The organism is Bacteroidota bacterium, assembly GCA_034439655.1.
Classification (GTDB): domain Bacteria; phylum Bacteroidota; class Bacteroidia; order UKL13-3; family UKL13-3; genus CANJUD01.
Genome location: JAWXAU010000194.1, coordinates 1 through 14,694, shown reverse-complemented (window position 1 = coordinate 14,694; position 14,694 = coordinate 1). Strand labels below are relative to the sequence as shown.

Annotated in this window: 15 protein-coding genes and 1 tRNA gene; 9 read left to right on the top strand and 7 right to left on the bottom strand. The window is 36.5% G+C overall.

The window, feature by feature from the left end:
• Positions 1–218: 218 nt before the first annotated feature.
• Positions 219–1,610: a poly(R)-hydroxyalkanoic acid synthase subunit PhaE gene (locus SGJ10_14560; protein MDZ4759345.1), complete on the bottom strand. Its 1,392-nt coding sequence runs from the start codon at positions 1,608–1,610 to the stop codon at positions 219–221.
• Positions 1,611–1,946: 336 nt separating this feature from the next.
• Here SGJ10_14560 and SGJ10_14555 point away from each other — a divergent pair, with 336 nt between their 5' ends.
• Together SGJ10_14555 and SGJ10_14550 are read left to right on the top strand one after the other, a co-directional pair.
• Positions 1,947–2,663, top strand: coding sequence for a hypothetical protein (locus SGJ10_14555; protein ID MDZ4759344.1), 717 nt, complete (start codon positions 1,947–1,949; stop codon positions 2,661–2,663).
• Between the two features lie 34 nt (positions 2,664–2,697).
• Positions 2,698–3,282: a phosphoribosylglycinamide formyltransferase gene (locus SGJ10_14550; protein ID MDZ4759343.1), complete on the top strand. Its 585-nt coding sequence runs from the start codon at positions 2,698–2,700 to the stop codon at positions 3,280–3,282.
• A 20-nt stretch (positions 3,283–3,302) separates the two neighbouring features.
• Here the strand turns inward: SGJ10_14550 and SGJ10_14545 are convergent, their stop codons facing one another.
• From SGJ10_14545 to SGJ10_14530, 4 genes are read right to left on the bottom strand one after another with little or no spacing between them, the layout of a single operon-like run.
• Positions 3,303–3,638: a hypothetical protein gene (locus SGJ10_14545; GenBank protein ID MDZ4759342.1), complete on the bottom strand. Its 336-nt coding sequence runs from the start codon at positions 3,636–3,638 to the stop codon at positions 3,303–3,305.
• 5 nt (positions 3,639–3,643) lie between these two features.
• Positions 3,644–4,126, bottom strand: a complete 483-nt coding sequence (gene paaD, locus SGJ10_14540) for a 1,2-phenylacetyl-CoA epoxidase subunit PaaD (protein ID MDZ4759341.1) — start codon at positions 4,124–4,126, stop codon at positions 3,644–3,646.
• 14 nt (positions 4,127–4,140) lie between these two features.
• Positions 4,141–4,686 carry a dTDP-4-dehydrorhamnose 3,5-epimerase gene (rfbC, locus tag SGJ10_14535; protein MDZ4759340.1) on the bottom strand — a complete coding sequence of 182 codons (546 nt, stop codon included), beginning with the start codon at positions 4,684–4,686 and terminating at the stop codon, positions 4,141–4,143.
• Positions 4,687–4,710: 24 nt separating this feature from the next.
• The gene (locus SGJ10_14530) at positions 4,711–5,505 is read right to left on the bottom strand and encodes a TIGR00266 family protein (GenBank protein MDZ4759339.1); all 795 of its coding nucleotides are present in this window, start codon (positions 5,503–5,505) and stop codon (positions 4,711–4,713) included.
• A 155-nt stretch (positions 5,506–5,660) separates the two neighbouring features.
• On the opposite strand from SGJ10_14530, the gene SGJ10_14525 reads away from it, so the two are divergent.
• The 3 genes from SGJ10_14525 to SGJ10_14515 are packed head-to-tail and all read left to right on the top strand — an operon-like array spanning position 5,661 to position 8,252.
• Entirely contained in the window at positions 5,661–7,166 is a 1,506-nt protein-coding gene (locus SGJ10_14525) for a hypothetical protein (protein ID MDZ4759338.1), read from the top strand.
• A gap of 11 nt (positions 7,167–7,177) precedes the next feature.
• Entirely contained in the window at positions 7,178–7,513 is a 336-nt protein-coding gene (locus SGJ10_14520) for a hypothetical protein (GenBank protein MDZ4759337.1), read from the top strand.
• Between the two features lie 43 nt (positions 7,514–7,556).
• Positions 7,557–8,252 (top strand): SDR family oxidoreductase, encoded by a 696-nt coding sequence (locus SGJ10_14515; GenBank protein MDZ4759336.1) that lies wholly within the window; start codon positions 7,557–7,559, stop codon positions 8,250–8,252.
• A 315-nt stretch (positions 8,253–8,567) separates the two neighbouring features.
• Here SGJ10_14515 and SGJ10_14510 read toward each other — a convergent pair whose 3' ends face one another.
• Positions 8,568–8,897: a nucleotide pyrophosphohydrolase gene (locus SGJ10_14510; GenBank protein MDZ4759335.1), complete on the bottom strand. Its 330-nt coding sequence runs from the start codon at positions 8,895–8,897 to the stop codon at positions 8,568–8,570.
• Between the two features lie 56 nt (positions 8,898–8,953).
• Between SGJ10_14510 and SGJ10_14505 the strand changes: the two genes are divergently transcribed.
• Together SGJ10_14505 and SGJ10_14500 are read left to right on the top strand one after the other, a co-directional pair.
• A complete protein-coding gene (locus SGJ10_14505; GenBank protein MDZ4759334.1) occupies positions 8,954–9,751 on the top strand; it encodes an alpha/beta hydrolase in 798 nt (265 codons plus the stop codon).
• Between the two features lie 112 nt (positions 9,752–9,863).
• Positions 9,864–11,180 (top strand): AAA family ATPase, encoded by a 1,317-nt coding sequence (locus SGJ10_14500; GenBank protein MDZ4759333.1) that lies wholly within the window; start codon positions 9,864–9,866, stop codon positions 11,178–11,180.
• Positions 11,181–11,221: 41 nt separating this feature from the next.
• Here the strand turns inward: SGJ10_14500 and SGJ10_14495 are convergent, their stop codons facing one another.
• Positions 11,222–11,773, bottom strand: a complete 552-nt coding sequence (locus SGJ10_14495) for a phosphatase PAP2 family protein (protein ID MDZ4759332.1) — start codon at positions 11,771–11,773, stop codon at positions 11,222–11,224.
• Positions 11,774–11,831: 58 nt separating this feature from the next.
• Between SGJ10_14495 and uvrB the strand changes: the two genes are divergently transcribed.
• Positions 11,832–13,859 (top strand): excinuclease ABC subunit UvrB, encoded by a 2,028-nt coding sequence (uvrB, locus tag SGJ10_14490; protein MDZ4759331.1) that lies wholly within the window; start codon positions 11,832–11,834, stop codon positions 13,857–13,859.
• Positions 13,860–13,996: 137 nt separating this feature from the next.
• A tRNA-Arg gene (locus tag SGJ10_14485) sits at positions 13,997–14,068 on the top strand.
• Positions 14,069–14,694 lie beyond the last annotated feature (626 nt).

Genomic DNA, 14,694 nt, shown 5'->3' with positions numbered 1-14,694 from the left:
GCCCCGATAGTTATCGGAGTTCGCGGCGAGCGATACTACAATAAAATAAAGTGTCCGTTATAATTTGGCTTTTCTTATTTGAATTATGAAAGAGGTCTAGTGAGTGTCGGTATTATTTTAGCAAATGCTGCTAAACAAAAAAAGAACCCTTTTGAGGTTCCCTTTTTTGTTCTAATCCAATCCTTAAAAACTAATCTAAGATTTTTGTATAAGGCAAATTACTTGCCCTTTTTTGCAACAGGCTTGTTTGCTAGTGTAGCAGCAGTTTTAGTTGCAGTTTTTTCTGTAGGAGTAACAACGGTTTTGGTTTCTGTTGCTTTAGTTACTTCAACTTTTTCCATTTCGCGAACACGCTTTTTGAGTTCGTAAATAGTTTTATATAATTCGTCCATTTCGCTGCGGGTGATGATGGGAAGGTTTGCCATCATTTTTTCTGTTTGCAAATCGATTTCTTTTTTCAATTTCATTCCGTTTGCACTCAAATCACTTTGTAAATTAGAGTACTCTTTTGACTCGAACAACTCAACAAAAACTTTATCGTTAATGCTCAACCATTCAGTATACAATGCCATTGGGTTATCGAACTTTTCGCCCTTTTGCATTTTTTTGCTCCAAGTTTCGGCAACGGTTTGAGAAGCTTTAAGACCCGTATTATATATATGTTGTTGCATTTGGGCATTTTGCATTCCGAAATGAACCATCATATTATTGATTCTTGATGAATCTTCCATCATGTTTTTACCTGGACCAGGAGTCATCATTTTAGCTAAGGGAGCAGCAGCATTCTGCATGGTTTCATACATGTTTTTGTAATTGTCCATCCATGAGCCCATCATATTATTGTTGTTATTGCCAGCAAACATATTAGCAAAAGGATTACTTGCATTTCCAAATAAATTGTTCATTTGCTCAGTACCTTGCTTAGTCCACTGATCCATCATATTTTTTGAATTACCAGATAGGTCTTTCATGCCGGGCATTAAGTTGAACATATTATCCATCATGCTTTTGTATGCGTCCATATTGAAAAGCGACTGGAACTGCTTGGTATCAAAACTATTTGTATTCAAAAGTTTGATGATAGGGCCCCACATTTCCATAAACTTCAAATAGTTGTTAGCATTTCCCACCATATTGGTGAAACTATTTTTCAAATCGCCGTTCTGGAAATTGCCAGTCATACCTGACCAACTTTGGTTCATCGTTTCATTCCATTTATTATATAAGCCAGTCCAATCTTGCGACATTCCGTTTAATTGACTAAAAGGAGGCATGTTTTTTATGCCGTCTTTCGACATGTGTTGATAGGTGCCGATGAAGTTTTTGAACAAGTCCATTTGTGTGCCCAACCAACCATTGAACAACTCTTGGTATTCTTCGTTTTTCATATCCACTTTAAAACCTTTAGTGTTCATATTGTTATAAAAATCCTTTTGTTTGTCGTACCATTTTTGGAAAAATTCTTGGCCTTGCTCAAAAGGAGCATTGGTAGGTTTGAATTGTTTGCCAAACTGCTCAGTAGAAGTTTTAACATTGTCGAACATTTGTTTTTGTTGGTCGATTACGGTTTCAAAGAAACTTTTTGACGACTCGGTGGTGTTTTTTGACATTTCAGTATGAAATTAGTTTTTTGATTTTCAGTATTTAATGAAGATTTTTACATGTCCTCAAATATGGCCGCAAAGATATGCATTATATATTACAAAACAAATACTTTGTACAATTTTTTTTATAAATATCGTAGAGTGCTAATTTACAAATCTTTATAATTTATTTCGGCTTCATTGTTATGAATTCACAACGATTGTCTTTTTAAGTACCATGCTACTATATAGTTTTTGCCTACTTTTGCTCAGGATATAACTTATATTTTTATGCAAATCCTTATATATTCTTTTTTTATATCATTTTGCGGTGCAGCGTTTTTTATAGAATCCTGTTTGCAGATGAATATAGAATATCGTATTGGTGATATTATATTTATTGGAGCTTCAACTTTTTTCACCTATTTGTTCGATGGCGTGATGGCCAAATATAAAAAGTATGATAGTTATACAACGCTTCTCAAAGACCATATATTGAGTGCTACCTTATTGTTGGCATCAGGATTGGTTTGCTTTTATTATGTAATAGATTATTCAACAGATTTCAATTTATATTTACTACACCTGATGGCTTTGTCTGTAGCTTATTCTATCCCGGTATTTGGCGGCAGGGCATTGCGAAGCATACCCTTGCTAAAAACTTTCCTTATTATATATGTATGGGTGGTCGTTGGAACGGTGCTCCCTTCAAAATTATATCATATACAGCCAGAAAATTATACAACTATTATTTGGGAACATATATTTTTTATAGCTATGTTGGCCATTGCATTCGATATGCGTGATTATGAACAAGACCTGCGTGAAAAAATAGGAACACTTCCCACGATGTTGGGTGAAAAAAAAGCATCCTATTCCGCTTTTGTTTTAGGCCCACTGGCAGTGATAACCGCAATGCGAATCAGTTTGGATTATGGTGTATCCTTGGCTGTTGCCGATTTTTCTGCCATGCTTATTTTATTTCGATCACCATCGCTTAAAACAAGTCCCATGTTTGCATATTTTACCGATGGAATGATTCTAGTGCGTTTGTTTGTGATATGGTGGGCTGTACATTAAATATGTTATTTTATAATAGTATTTAAAAACGAGAATGATTAGAATAGCAATTTTTGCAAGTGGAAATGGTAGCAATGCAGTCAATTTGTATGATTATTTTAATATTAAACACAAGGAGCAAAAGATTATAATTGAATGTATTATTTGTAACAATCCTGAAGCCGGAGTTATAGAAAAAGCAAAACAGTTAGATTTGAATTTATTTTTATTTGATAACTCAATTTTCAAGCAACCAGATAGTATAATAAAACTATTAAAACAAAGACAAATAGATTATATTATTTTAGCCGGATTTTTGAGATTGATACATACAGATTTTATTAAAGCATTCCCCAATAAAATAATTAATATACATCCTGCATTACTGCCCAAGTATGGAGGTAAAGGCATGTATGGCAGCAAAGTTCACGAAGCCGTTATTGCAAATAAAGAAATTGAAAGTGGCATCACAATCCATTTGGTGAATGCAGAATATGATAAAGGCGAAATTTTGAAACAAGCTATTGTAGGTATTTCACCAACCGATAGTGAAGTAACATTGGCAAAAAAGATTCATGAACTGGAATATATATATTTTCCCAAGGCGGTTAAGGAATATATAAGCAGAAAAAGTTTATAAATACATTCGCAGCGGCCAGACTATTTTTTACTGCGGGCATTTTTTACAGAATCTATATAATGCTTGCTGGGAATACCGCCAGGTAAAGGCATCTCTTTACTGACTGGATTTTTAGGGAGGATGCTGCTTGGTGTTTTTTTTGGATCAAATACTTCTACTGAATTCAATTCCCTTCCTTTTTTATTATAATGCAGAGAATCACATAGAGCAGAATCATCAGATGCAATACTGTATATTTTTTGTGCTTTTTCTGACCCTAAGGAACTATCAATTCCTTGTTTTACAGTTTGATTAGTTTCGTTTTTACATGATATATATAACAATGTCAAGCATATATATATAAGTATACGAGTCATTTATATTATATAACTGGTTTAAACTGTTCGAAAGCTTGCATGCAATTATTGCAGTAATGCATCGATCTACATAAAGTAGCTCCAAAAGGCGATTTCATTTCAGTATTTCTACTGCCGCAAAGCGGACATGCTATATCACTTAGTACATCAAGCTCTATATATCCCTCGTGCTTGGGTGGCGGAGCAAGACCATGTTTCAAAAGCATCTGCCTTCCTTTTTCGGTAATCATATCACTATTCCAAGCAATGTCAAAGTTGGTTTCCACATGTACTTTTCCAGAAGTAATTGGGGTCAATTTTTCAAACACCAATTGCTCCATGACCTTTAGTGCTGGGCATCCTGAAAATGTAGGAGTTAATTTAATAAATATATCATCGTTCTGTATTTCAACACCCGTTACGATGCCCAAATCTATAATAGATATTGTGGGAATTTCAGGATCCATCACTTCTTCCAATGCATGATATATAGCTTCTTTGTTTACCAAGGTAATATATATAACTAAAAAGGACTGTTAAAGTTTTGAAAGGATACATTCTCCCTGTCTTTATCACTTAATATAGGGTCGATAATGCCCCAATCGATATTGAGTTGTGGGTCGTTCCACATAATTCCCATTTCTGATGCTTTATCATATAATCCCGTGCATTTGTAACAAAAAATGGTATCATCCTTTAAGGTGAGGAAACCATGGGCAAAACCAGGGGGAATCCATAACATCAGGAAATTTTCCTCGGTGAGTTCCAATTTATAGTGTTCTCCATAAGTAGCAGAATTTTTTCTCACATCAACCACCACATCCAATGCTGCACCTTTAATTACTCTAACCAATTTGCCTTGCTCGTAAGGAGGTGCTTGAAAATGTAAACCCCTTAATATACCAGCTTGCGAAAGGCTTTGATTGTCCTGCACAAAATATAAATCTTTCAGCCCCGCTTCTTCAAAAGCTTGCTGGTTATAATTCTCAAAAAAATATCCCCGTGGGTCAAAAAATACTTTGGGCTTTATTACTAGTAATCCCGCTATGGGTGTAGTTTCAATTTGCATTTAAATTATTTTATATTTTTTATTTTATACACCGTCGCCATCAAACAAATTACCAATCCCGCCTAGTATTGAACCTTCTTCCTTACGTGCTCCAGTGCCATATCGCAAAATACGACCCGCCAAGCGACTAATGGGCAATGATTGTATCCACACTCTGCCGGGGCCTTTCAGCGTAGCAAAAAATAAACCTTCGCCTCCAAATATGCTGTTTTTGATTCCGCCCACAAATTCTATATCATAATTCACATCCTTCGTAAAGGCCACCAAACAGCCCGTATCTATTCTTAGCATTTCATAAGCCTGAAGGTTGCGTTCAATTATCGTTCCACCTGCGTGTATAAAAGCCATGCCATCGCCCTCCAACTTTTCCATAATAAAACCTTCGCCTCCAAAAAGACCCGCTCCCAGTTTTTTCTGAAACTCAATTCCCACCGAAACCCCCTTAGCCGCACAAAGGAATGCATCTTTCTGACAAAGAAGCCTGCCGCCCATTTGCATCAAATCCATCGGAACAATTTTACCTGGATAGGGCGACGCAAAAGTAACACGTCGTTTTTGGCTCCCCGTGTTGGTAAATGCGGTCATAAATAAACTCTCTCCGGTAAGCAATCGCTTGCCCGCAGAAAAAAGTTTGTTCATAAATCCACCACCACTTTGTGTGGAACCGTCACCAAAAATGGTTTCCATCTTGATGTCGTCCTCCATCATCATAAAACTCCCCGACTCGCCAATGACGGTCTCTGTAGGGTCTAGCTCTATTTCTACACATTGCATTTCTTCGCCAATTACGCGGTAATCTATCTCATGGTTGCTTCTCATAATTATATTATTTATTTAAAGGGACAAAATTGTGCGAAAAAATGTTACAAACGAAGAATAATTTTTAAGATATGTTTGCAGGAAGAAATATGAGGCTGTGATTTCTGTAAAATAAGATTGGGAAATAAAACAAATATATTGAAAAATAAATCGCAATGGGAGTAATCAGACGACAGGGTATGTACTCGGCATTGTTTACCTACAGCGGTTTTGTTGTGGGGGCGTTCAATCTGTTTTTCTTATATACCTTTATCTTAACACCTGAACAATTTGGACTAACTAGGGCCTTAATGGCGGTGGGTGCAGTATTGATGCAATTTGCCATGATGGCAACCTTCTCCATGATGTACAAATTTTTTCCTTATTACAAAGACTATCTTAAAAAAGACGAAAGCGACTTTGCTTTTATGTCTTTGGTGGTTCCCTTTTTTGGATTTGTGATGATTACTTTGGGAATGCTATTGTTTAAAGATTTTTTTGTATTGAAATTTTCGGAGCACTCACCATTGTTAGTAAAATATTATTATTATATAATACCGTTCACCTTTTCGTTTTTGTATTTTACCATTTTTAAGACGCATCTCAATATCAGATTGAATGCGGCTTTCCCTACTTTTTTAGAAGACTTGGGGTATAAGTTTTACTCTATCATTATTGTGCTATTATATTATATAAATGTAATCAGTTTCGATGTGTTTATGATGCTGTTTTGCACGTACTATTTTGTGGGATTAATTCCGATGTTTTTGAAATTAAGACGTGAAGGAGATTTTCATATAGTTCCCAAACTAAGTAAAGTAAGCCGCAGGTTGGGCAAAAAAATACTCTCATACGGAGGGTTTATATATGCAGGACTTATAATAGGAGAACTTGCTGAATATCTTGCCCCTATTATGATTTCGGGGATGGAAGGTTTGAAAAATACAGGTATTTTAAGTATTGCTATATACTTGGTAGCGATATTACAAGTTCCCCAAAAAGCTATGTTTGGGGTAACAATTTCTGTAATGTCGGATGCGTGGAAACGCAAGGATATACGAACCATAGAAACACTATATAAGAAAACAGCTTTGAATATGTTGCTTGCGGGCTTGCTCATTTTTGTAGCTATTTGGGTAAGTATTGATGAAATTCTTGCATTGCTTCCTCCTGCATATATGGAGGCAAAACCCGTTGTATTATTATTGTCCTTGGCAAAATTATTCGATTTGGCTTGTGGCATGAATGGAGAATTACTAAATACTTCAAATTTTTGGAAATTTAATTTCGGTACCCAAGTATTGTTATTAATTATATTAATCCCCGTCAATTATCTATTTATTTCCAATTATGGAATCCTTGGAACAGGCTATGCAGCCTTGGTTTCGCAGTTTATATATAATGGCGTACGGTTTTGGTTTATATATTATAAATTCAAACTACAACCCTTCACTTTAGATATAGTAAAAGGAGTTTTTGTTGCAGGACTATTATATACGCTAGTATATTTTGTACCAGGATTTACAGGAACAAAAATTGAAAATATTATCAGCATTTGTCTTCGTTCTGGTTTATTTGCGACGTTATTTTTAATTGCCATTATATATTTTAGAATCTCAGAAGATATAGCACAGTTTTCTACGCAAATTATGAGAAGAATCAAGGGAATGATGGGTCGTTAAACTAAGCATAAATGAACTTAAATTATATATATATTATAGGGAACGAAAACTCTTTATCTTCCACGGAGGCCCTTTTTATTTGCGGCAGCCCGCTGCGGCGGGGTGGCGAAGTAACAGCTGAGACAGTATTATATTATAAACGCAAGGCATGCACCAATAAACCCAAGCACGCTGCTGGAAACGAGGCTGTTGATTCGACCATGGTTTGCCCACGTGCAGTTCATTTGAACTATTTAACTGAATTTAAAAGGGCAAAACTACCTTCGCAAACAAAAAAACTTTTGCTTCCTTTTTGTGTAAAATGGAAGGCCCTCGCGGCGAGCGAGGCTAGGAAAAAAGAAATTTAACATGAAATATTTCTCTAATTTACTATAATTATTAATATTATATATGCAAACCATTATCATCAGCGGAACCACTAAAGGCATAGGATTGGCCTTGGCAAATCACTATTTATCTCAAGGATATATAGTAGCAGGCTTGGCAAGAGGCGAAGCAAAAATAATACATGAACATTATATGCATATTGTTTGTGATATAGCCATCGAAGAACAAGTAACCGCTGCTATTAAACAAATAAAAAACACTTGCGGAAGTATTGATATTTTAATTAACAATGCTGCTCTTGCAAACATGAATTCTTTAATCAGCACACCTCTTTCAGCATTCGAACAAGTGTATAAAGTAAATGCGGGTGGTACTTTTTTATTGATGCGTGAAGCAGCCAAACAAATGATCCGACAACAAAGCGGACGTATTATAAACTTTACGAGTATATCAAAACCTTTGAATTTAGAAACTCAAAGTAGTTATGCGGCTAGCAAGGCTGCTGTGGAATCGCTCACCAAAATTGCAGCACGTGAATTGGCTTCATTTAATATTACAGTAAATGCAATTGGCCCCACACCGATTGATACAGATTTAATTAAAGGAATTCCTGAAGACTGGATGCAAAATGTATTAAATATGCAAGCCATCAAACGCAAAGGAACTTTACAAGATATATATAACATCTGCGATTTTTTTATAAGTCCGAAAAGCTCGTTTATTACGGGGCAGGTGGTTTATTTGGGAGGCGTGTCGTGATGGAAGTTAGAAGACGGAAGTAGGAAGTCCGAAGTAGGAAGTTAGAAGACGGATGTAGGAGGTCCGAAGGTTTAATAGCGGTTTTAAACTTCTAGCTTCTGTCTCATTTTCGGCATATCTTTTTACCGCAAAGGACGCAAATACAATAGTGTTTATTTGTCGAGTAACACAGCACTCCTCCCGCCGCGGTGGGGCTATCGGGATCTATAGGGGAGGTCTTCCAATCAAAATTTATTCTAGATTCATAGTAGTCATTAAATCTCTAGAATCATAGTTCGGACAGCGAATTCCTTAGCGTCCCTTGCGGTTAAGAAACTAATCCCGTAACTTCTCATTATCCCGATGCCTATCCTTATCGCGTTTGGTTTTCTTTTCCATATTTTTTGTAAAGGCTTCTTCCAAATTTACACCGGTTTGATTGGCTAGACACATCAATACCCAAAGGACATCAGCCATTTCATCAGCCATATCAGGTTCGTGGTCAGTTTCTTTCCACGACTGTTCCCCATATTTGCGGGCCATAATTCGGGCAAGTTCTCCTACCTCTTCCATCAGTATGGCAGTATTGGTTAGCTCACTGAAATAGCGAACACCAATGGTTTTAATCCATTCATCCACATTTTGTTGTGCCTGTGTTAATGTCATTGTGTAGAAATTATTTAATTATTCATGCAATAATACCTGCATTTTTGTATCTCTTTATGAACAAAACTATCACATGGGCACGTGGACAAAAACTCCACTATACTATACAAGGCGAAGGTCCTGTATTGGTATTGCTACACGGCTTTTGCGAGGATGCCAGTATATTTAATATACAAATAGCCGAACTTTCCAAAACCAACAAGCTTATTATACCCGATTTGCCAGGACATGGCAGCAGTAGCGTTATCAGACAGGTTACGTTGCCCATGATGGCCGCTGCGGTAAAAGCCATGCTCGATGTTGAGAAAATTAAACAATGTATTATATGTGGCCACTCTATGGGTGGTTATGTTACTTTGGCATTTGCCCAATTATTTCCCAATGTATTACAAGGTTTTGGATTGTTATTTTCCACATCGGTTGCCGACAATGAAGAGAAAAAAGAGAACCGACTCAAATCCTATAGTTTTGTGGAAGAACATGGCACTCCTGATTTTGCAAAGACATTAATTCCTACTTTGTTTGCTCCCGATTTTGAAGAAAAAGATATTATAGAAAATGCAACTGAAAGTGCATGCAATACGCCCAAAACAGGTGTGATGGCAGCTACACTAGCCATGCGTAGCCGTCCTGATTTGAGCGAAGTATTAAAAAAATCGACAGTTCCTATATTAATAACGGCAGGAAAAAAAGACAAAGTAATACCCTATAAAGATATACAAAAAGTAGCCAAACTTCCTAGCGATTGCACCTTTGAAACTTTTGAAAAATCTGCCCACATGGGCATGCTCGAAGAACCCGAAAAAATGAATGAGGTTTTGCAGAAATTTATGATACATTGTAGTAAGGAATAAAAATAGTGGTCAGTAATCAGTGGTCGGTAGCTGACGCCGCAAACTGTTTGCTGACTACTGTTTACTGACTACTGTTTACTGACCACTGATTACTGTTTACTGACCACTAAAATTGAAAGAAATAAAATCACATAGCGACAATCCTACTTTTGGTCGCACCATTGATGCTTTAGAAAACACCAATGATTCGTTTTTAATCACAGGAAAAGCAGGTACAGGTAAATCAACTTTATTGAGAGAGTTTGTAGCCAACACAAAAAAAAATGTTTTGGTATTGGCTCCTACAGGAATTGCTGCGGTTAATGCGGGTGGACAAACGATACATTCTGCTTTTTTATTTCCACTACGACCTTTGGTTCCCGATGACGAAGAGATTAAAATATTTAATAAAAATACACCACGCGGGAAAGTTTTATTAAATGTTGATACGATTATCATAGATGAAATATCGATGTTGCGTGCAGATTTGGTGGATGGCATCGACCAAAGTTTGCGATTAAATCTTCGTCAGCCCGACAAACCTTTTGGTGGCAAACAAGTGGTGATGATAGGCGATCCATTCCAGTTGGAACCTGTGGTGACAAATACCGAACTTGAAAAATATATGTATGGGCAACATTATGATTCTCCTTATTTTTTTAGTGCTTCAGTATTCAAACAATATTTTGTTCATTGCCTCGAATTAAAAAAAGTATATAGACAAAGTGATCCGTATTTTATTGGTTTGTTAGATAAGATTAGAAAGAACGAAGCCGATGCTCAAACACTCGAAGATTTGAATAGCAGATTCAATCCAAGATATTCATTTAAAGGCGATGATTATAGTGTTGCATTATGTACCATTAATGCACGTGCCTCGTCTATTAATGATATGCAATTGGCAAGAATCAATACGCCCGAAACCCGCTACACCGCAGCCATTGAAGGCGACATCAATACACGACACATGCCTACGGATGAAGATTTATTTTTACGTCCAGGAGCACAAGTTGTATTTATAAAAAATAATCCCGAAGGACATTGGGTAAATGGTACGATTGCAAAAGTTATAGATTGCCAACCTGAATTAGTAATAGTAGAATTAAGCAACGGAGAAAAGAAAGATGTGCTGCGAGAGAAATGGGAAAATGTAGATTATGTTTGGGATAGAAGTCGCAATAAAATTGATAGAAGAGTAAAGGGAACTTTCACCCAAATGCCTTTTAAACTGGCGTGGGCAATGACCATCCATAAAAGCCAAGGACTTACTTTTGATAATATAGTAGTAGACTTAACAGGTGGAACTTTTTCGCACGGACAACTTTATGTAGCCCTTAGCCGTTGTAGGACTTTGGATGGTATTACCCTTACACAACGTATACGCCAAGAAGATATTATAGTTGACCAACGCGTAGTAGATTTTGTGGCGAGGTATGATATAGAGGGGTGATGTATTAAAAGAGTATTATATATAATAATCCAATTTATTTATCATAACAAATCCCTCGCAGTTCTGCCAGTCCACCAACCTACCAGTGAGCCAGAAATTGCTCCTACAGTTACATCAACAGGATAGTGAACCCCAATATATACACTTGCAAAAGCTATAGTTGCAGCCCATAATAATAACCAATATTTGTGAGCACTTTGGAAAAGACATATAAAAAACATCGCTATTGCAAAATGGTTGGTAGCATGTGCTGAAATAAAACTAAATCCGCTACCACAACTAGCACGGACAATGGGTGCGATACCTTCAATATCCTTATAATGGCAAGGTCTGAGACGTTGTATAATATGCTTGAAACCGTTTGCAACTATCGCATCACTGATGCCAATAGTGATAGCAAATGCAATCAAAATAAAACCGGTATTTTTGAGTCCGTTTTTTTTATATAATAACCAAAACAAAAATATATATAATGGAAACCACAACCACATAATTCGGAGGTAGGGCATTAGCCAATCACAAAAACCATTGGACAAATTATGGTTAATGAAATTAAACAGTTGGTGGTCTATATGTTTTAAGCTCTCTAACAATTTGCTGCGAATTACATCAATTTCCACCAAAATTATAACTTATTTTTGCAAATCAATTATGAATTTTGAACTCACCTCCACTTTTAAGCCCACTGGCGACCAACCTGTAGCTATTGAACAGCTTGTTGCGGGTATTAAACGTGGCGATCCAGCACAAGTGCTATTGGGCGTAACGGGTAGTGGAAAAACTTTTACCATTGCCAATGTGGTGCAGCAAATTCAAAGACCGACTTTGGTATTGAGTCATAATAAAACCTTGGTAGCTCAACTTTATGGCGAGTTCAAACAATTTTTCCCCAATAATGCCATCGAGTATTATGTTTCTTATTATGATTATTACCAACCCGAGGCTTTCATCCCCAGCTCGAATACTTATATAGAAAAAGATATGGCCATCAATCAGGAGATTGAAAAACTTCGTTTGAGAACCACTTCTACTTTGCTATCAGGAAGACGAGATATTTTGGTGGTGGCATCGGTCTCCTGTATATATGGTGCGGGTAATCCAAAAGCCTATGAAGATTCTATTATTCGTTTGCACCCGGGCATGAAAATGAGTCGCAATACTTTATTATATAAGTTGGTGGATTCCCTTTACAGTCGCACTACGGCAATATTCGACCGTGGAAATTTTAGGGTGCAAGGCGATAATGTAGATGTATTTGTAGCCTATGGTGATTATGCCTATAGAATTGTATTTTTCGGCAATGAAATTGAAGCCATTTCTACTTTTGATCCAGGAACTGGAAAGACCCTAGAAAAGCAAGATAATATGGCAATTTTTCCTGCCAATATATATGTGACCAATCGTGATTCGATGATGCACTCCATTAACAAGATACAAGATGATATGGTGGGCCAAGTAGAATATTTTAGATCACTCGGCATGAATCTCGAAGCAAAAAGATTGGAAGAAAAAGTAACTTTCGATTTGGAAATGATGCGTGAACTTGGTTACTGTAGCGGCATTGAAAACTATAGTCGTTATATGGATAATCGAAATGCAGGTGATAGACCTTTCTGTTTATTAGATTATTTTGATGATGATTTTTTATTGGTGGTTGATGAAAGTCATGTGAGCTTACCACAAGTGCGAGCCATGTATGGCGGTGATAGAAGCAGAAAAACTACTTTAGTAGAACATGGTTTCCGATTGCCCAGTGCATTAGATAATAGGCCGCTTACTTTTAATGAATTTGAAGGTATGATAGGACAAACTATATATGTTAGTGCAACTCCTTCCGACTATGAAGTGGCCCGTTCAGAGGGCGTTGTAGTGGAACAATTAATTAGACCAACTGGATTGTTAGACCCTGTGATTGAGATTCGTCCCTGTGTAAATCAAGTAGATGATTTGATGGATGAAATTGAAGAAAGAATTAAAATGGGCGATAGAGTTTTGGTAACCACGCTCACCAAACGCATGGCAGAAGAATTGACAAAATATCTAGCCCGATTAAATATAAAATGTAGTTACATACATAGCGAAGTGAAAACCCTCGACCGCGTAGAGATACTACGCAACCTAAGGGTGGGCGTGATTGATGTTTTGATAGGCGTGAATTTATTGCGTGAGGGATTGGACTTGCCCGAGGTTTCTTTTGTTGCAATTTTGGATGCAGATAAAGAAGGATTTTTACGTAGCGACAGATCACTGATACAAACTATTGGTCGTGCTGCACGTAACTCACGAGGCAAAGTTATAATGTATGCTGATAGAATTACAAACAGTATGCAACGCACCATGGATGATAATTTGCGTAAACGCGAAAAGCAAATGGCTTATAATACTTTGCATGGTATAACGCCAACAACGATATTGAAATCGAAAGAAGATATATTCAAACAAACTTCATTAAGCGATTTCCGTGTGGATGCACCTACGCATGAAAGTTATTATGCGGAGCCAGAAACACCCGCATTGGCAGCCGATCCACTCGTACAATATATGAACAAAGAACAACTGCAAAAGCTCGCCGACCAAACTCGCAAACGTATGGCACAAGCCGCCAAAGAGATGGACTTTTTACAAGCGGCTATGTTGAGGGATGAACTGCAAGAACTTGAACGACGTGTAGCGAATTAATATTTAAATACCCGAGTTTGTTATAAGAGAAAGTCTTTCAACCTTAGTAGGAGTCAGTCTCCCCTCAGGGATTCGCCGCGGCGAATAGAGGGGCTGCAATCATATCAACTTTCTATAATATATTTGTAAACTTATTTGGCCTCTTAGTTTAATGGATAGAATAAGAGATTCCGATTCTCTTGGTACAGGTTCGATTCCTGTAGAGGCCACAAGGTTATTTTATAATTGTTATTTTATATTTTTCATTTTATGGTTTTCTTGATATGAATTTAGTATATAAATTGATACTGCCATTATTCTCATGTTGCATAATTATTAAATAATGTAAGGATAATTCTGCTTATGAAAAGCAAACTGTAATCAAGGTAGAGAATATGAATGATACTTTTCAAATCTTAGAAGCACTTTTAGACACTTTTCAAAAGACAAAATATGTGCAAGGATATAATCCATTTAGTCCGTATAAAGACTCACTAATAATTTGTTATGATAGTTTGTATTTTACTTCAATAAGACATTTTAAAAGGGGCAAATATGTATTTTTATCTGAAGATCAAATTTGTGAATTAGTTAGCGGTATGGAGAAGGAAGGCAAACTAGGGGTCTGAACCTAAGATATTAAAGATCTATATGTTTAAAAAGACTAGCAATATTTATTAGACCTCTTTCATAATTCACATACGTATATGGATAAATAAATCGAAGTTTTTAGTGAATAGAAACAATTAAGTATGAGCTTTCATTTATGTAATGGAAAGAAATACAGAATTACAAAGTCGACAAATTCAAACGATTGGTAGGCGTATCAATAGATACATTCGGCAAAATGGTAGTG

Excerpts from the sequence above, each read along its gene's own strand:
- SGJ10_14520 (MDZ4759337.1), top strand. The coding sequence starts at position 7,178 with ATGAACTTAAATTATATATATATTATAGGGAACGAAAACTCTTTATCT.
- SGJ10_14530 (MDZ4759339.1), bottom strand. The coding sequence starts at position 5,505 with ATGAGAAGCAACCATGAGATAGATTACCGCGTAATTGGCGAAGAAATG.
- SGJ10_14550 (MDZ4759343.1), top strand. The coding sequence starts at position 2,698 with ATGATTAGAATAGCAATTTTTGCAAGTGGAAATGGTAGCAATGCAGTC.
- SGJ10_14525 (MDZ4759338.1), top strand. The coding sequence starts at position 5,661 with ATGGGAGTAATCAGACGACAGGGTATGTACTCGGCATTGTTTACCTAC.
- SGJ10_14545 (MDZ4759342.1), bottom strand. The coding sequence starts at position 3,638 with ATGACTCGTATACTTATATATATATGCTTGACATTGTTATATATATCA.
- SGJ10_14560 (MDZ4759345.1), bottom strand. The coding sequence starts at position 1,610 with ATGTCAAAAAACACCACCGAGTCGTCAAAAAGTTTCTTTGAAACCGTA.
- SGJ10_14515 (MDZ4759336.1), top strand. The coding sequence starts at position 7,557 with ATGCAAACCATTATCATCAGCGGAACCACTAAAGGCATAGGATTGGCC.
- SGJ10_14505 (MDZ4759334.1), top strand. The coding sequence starts at position 8,954 with ATGAACAAAACTATCACATGGGCACGTGGACAAAAACTCCACTATACT.
- SGJ10_14510 (MDZ4759335.1), bottom strand. The coding sequence starts at position 8,897 with ATGACATTAACACAGGCACAACAAAATGTGGATGAATGGATTAAAACC.
- uvrB (MDZ4759331.1), top strand. The coding sequence starts at position 11,832 with ATGAATTTTGAACTCACCTCCACTTTTAAGCCCACTGGCGACCAACCT.
- SGJ10_14555 (MDZ4759344.1), top strand. The coding sequence starts at position 1,947 with ATGAATATAGAATATCGTATTGGTGATATTATATTTATTGGAGCTTCA.
- rfbC (MDZ4759340.1), bottom strand. The coding sequence starts at position 4,686 with ATGCAAATTGAAACTACACCCATAGCGGGATTACTAGTAATAAAGCCC.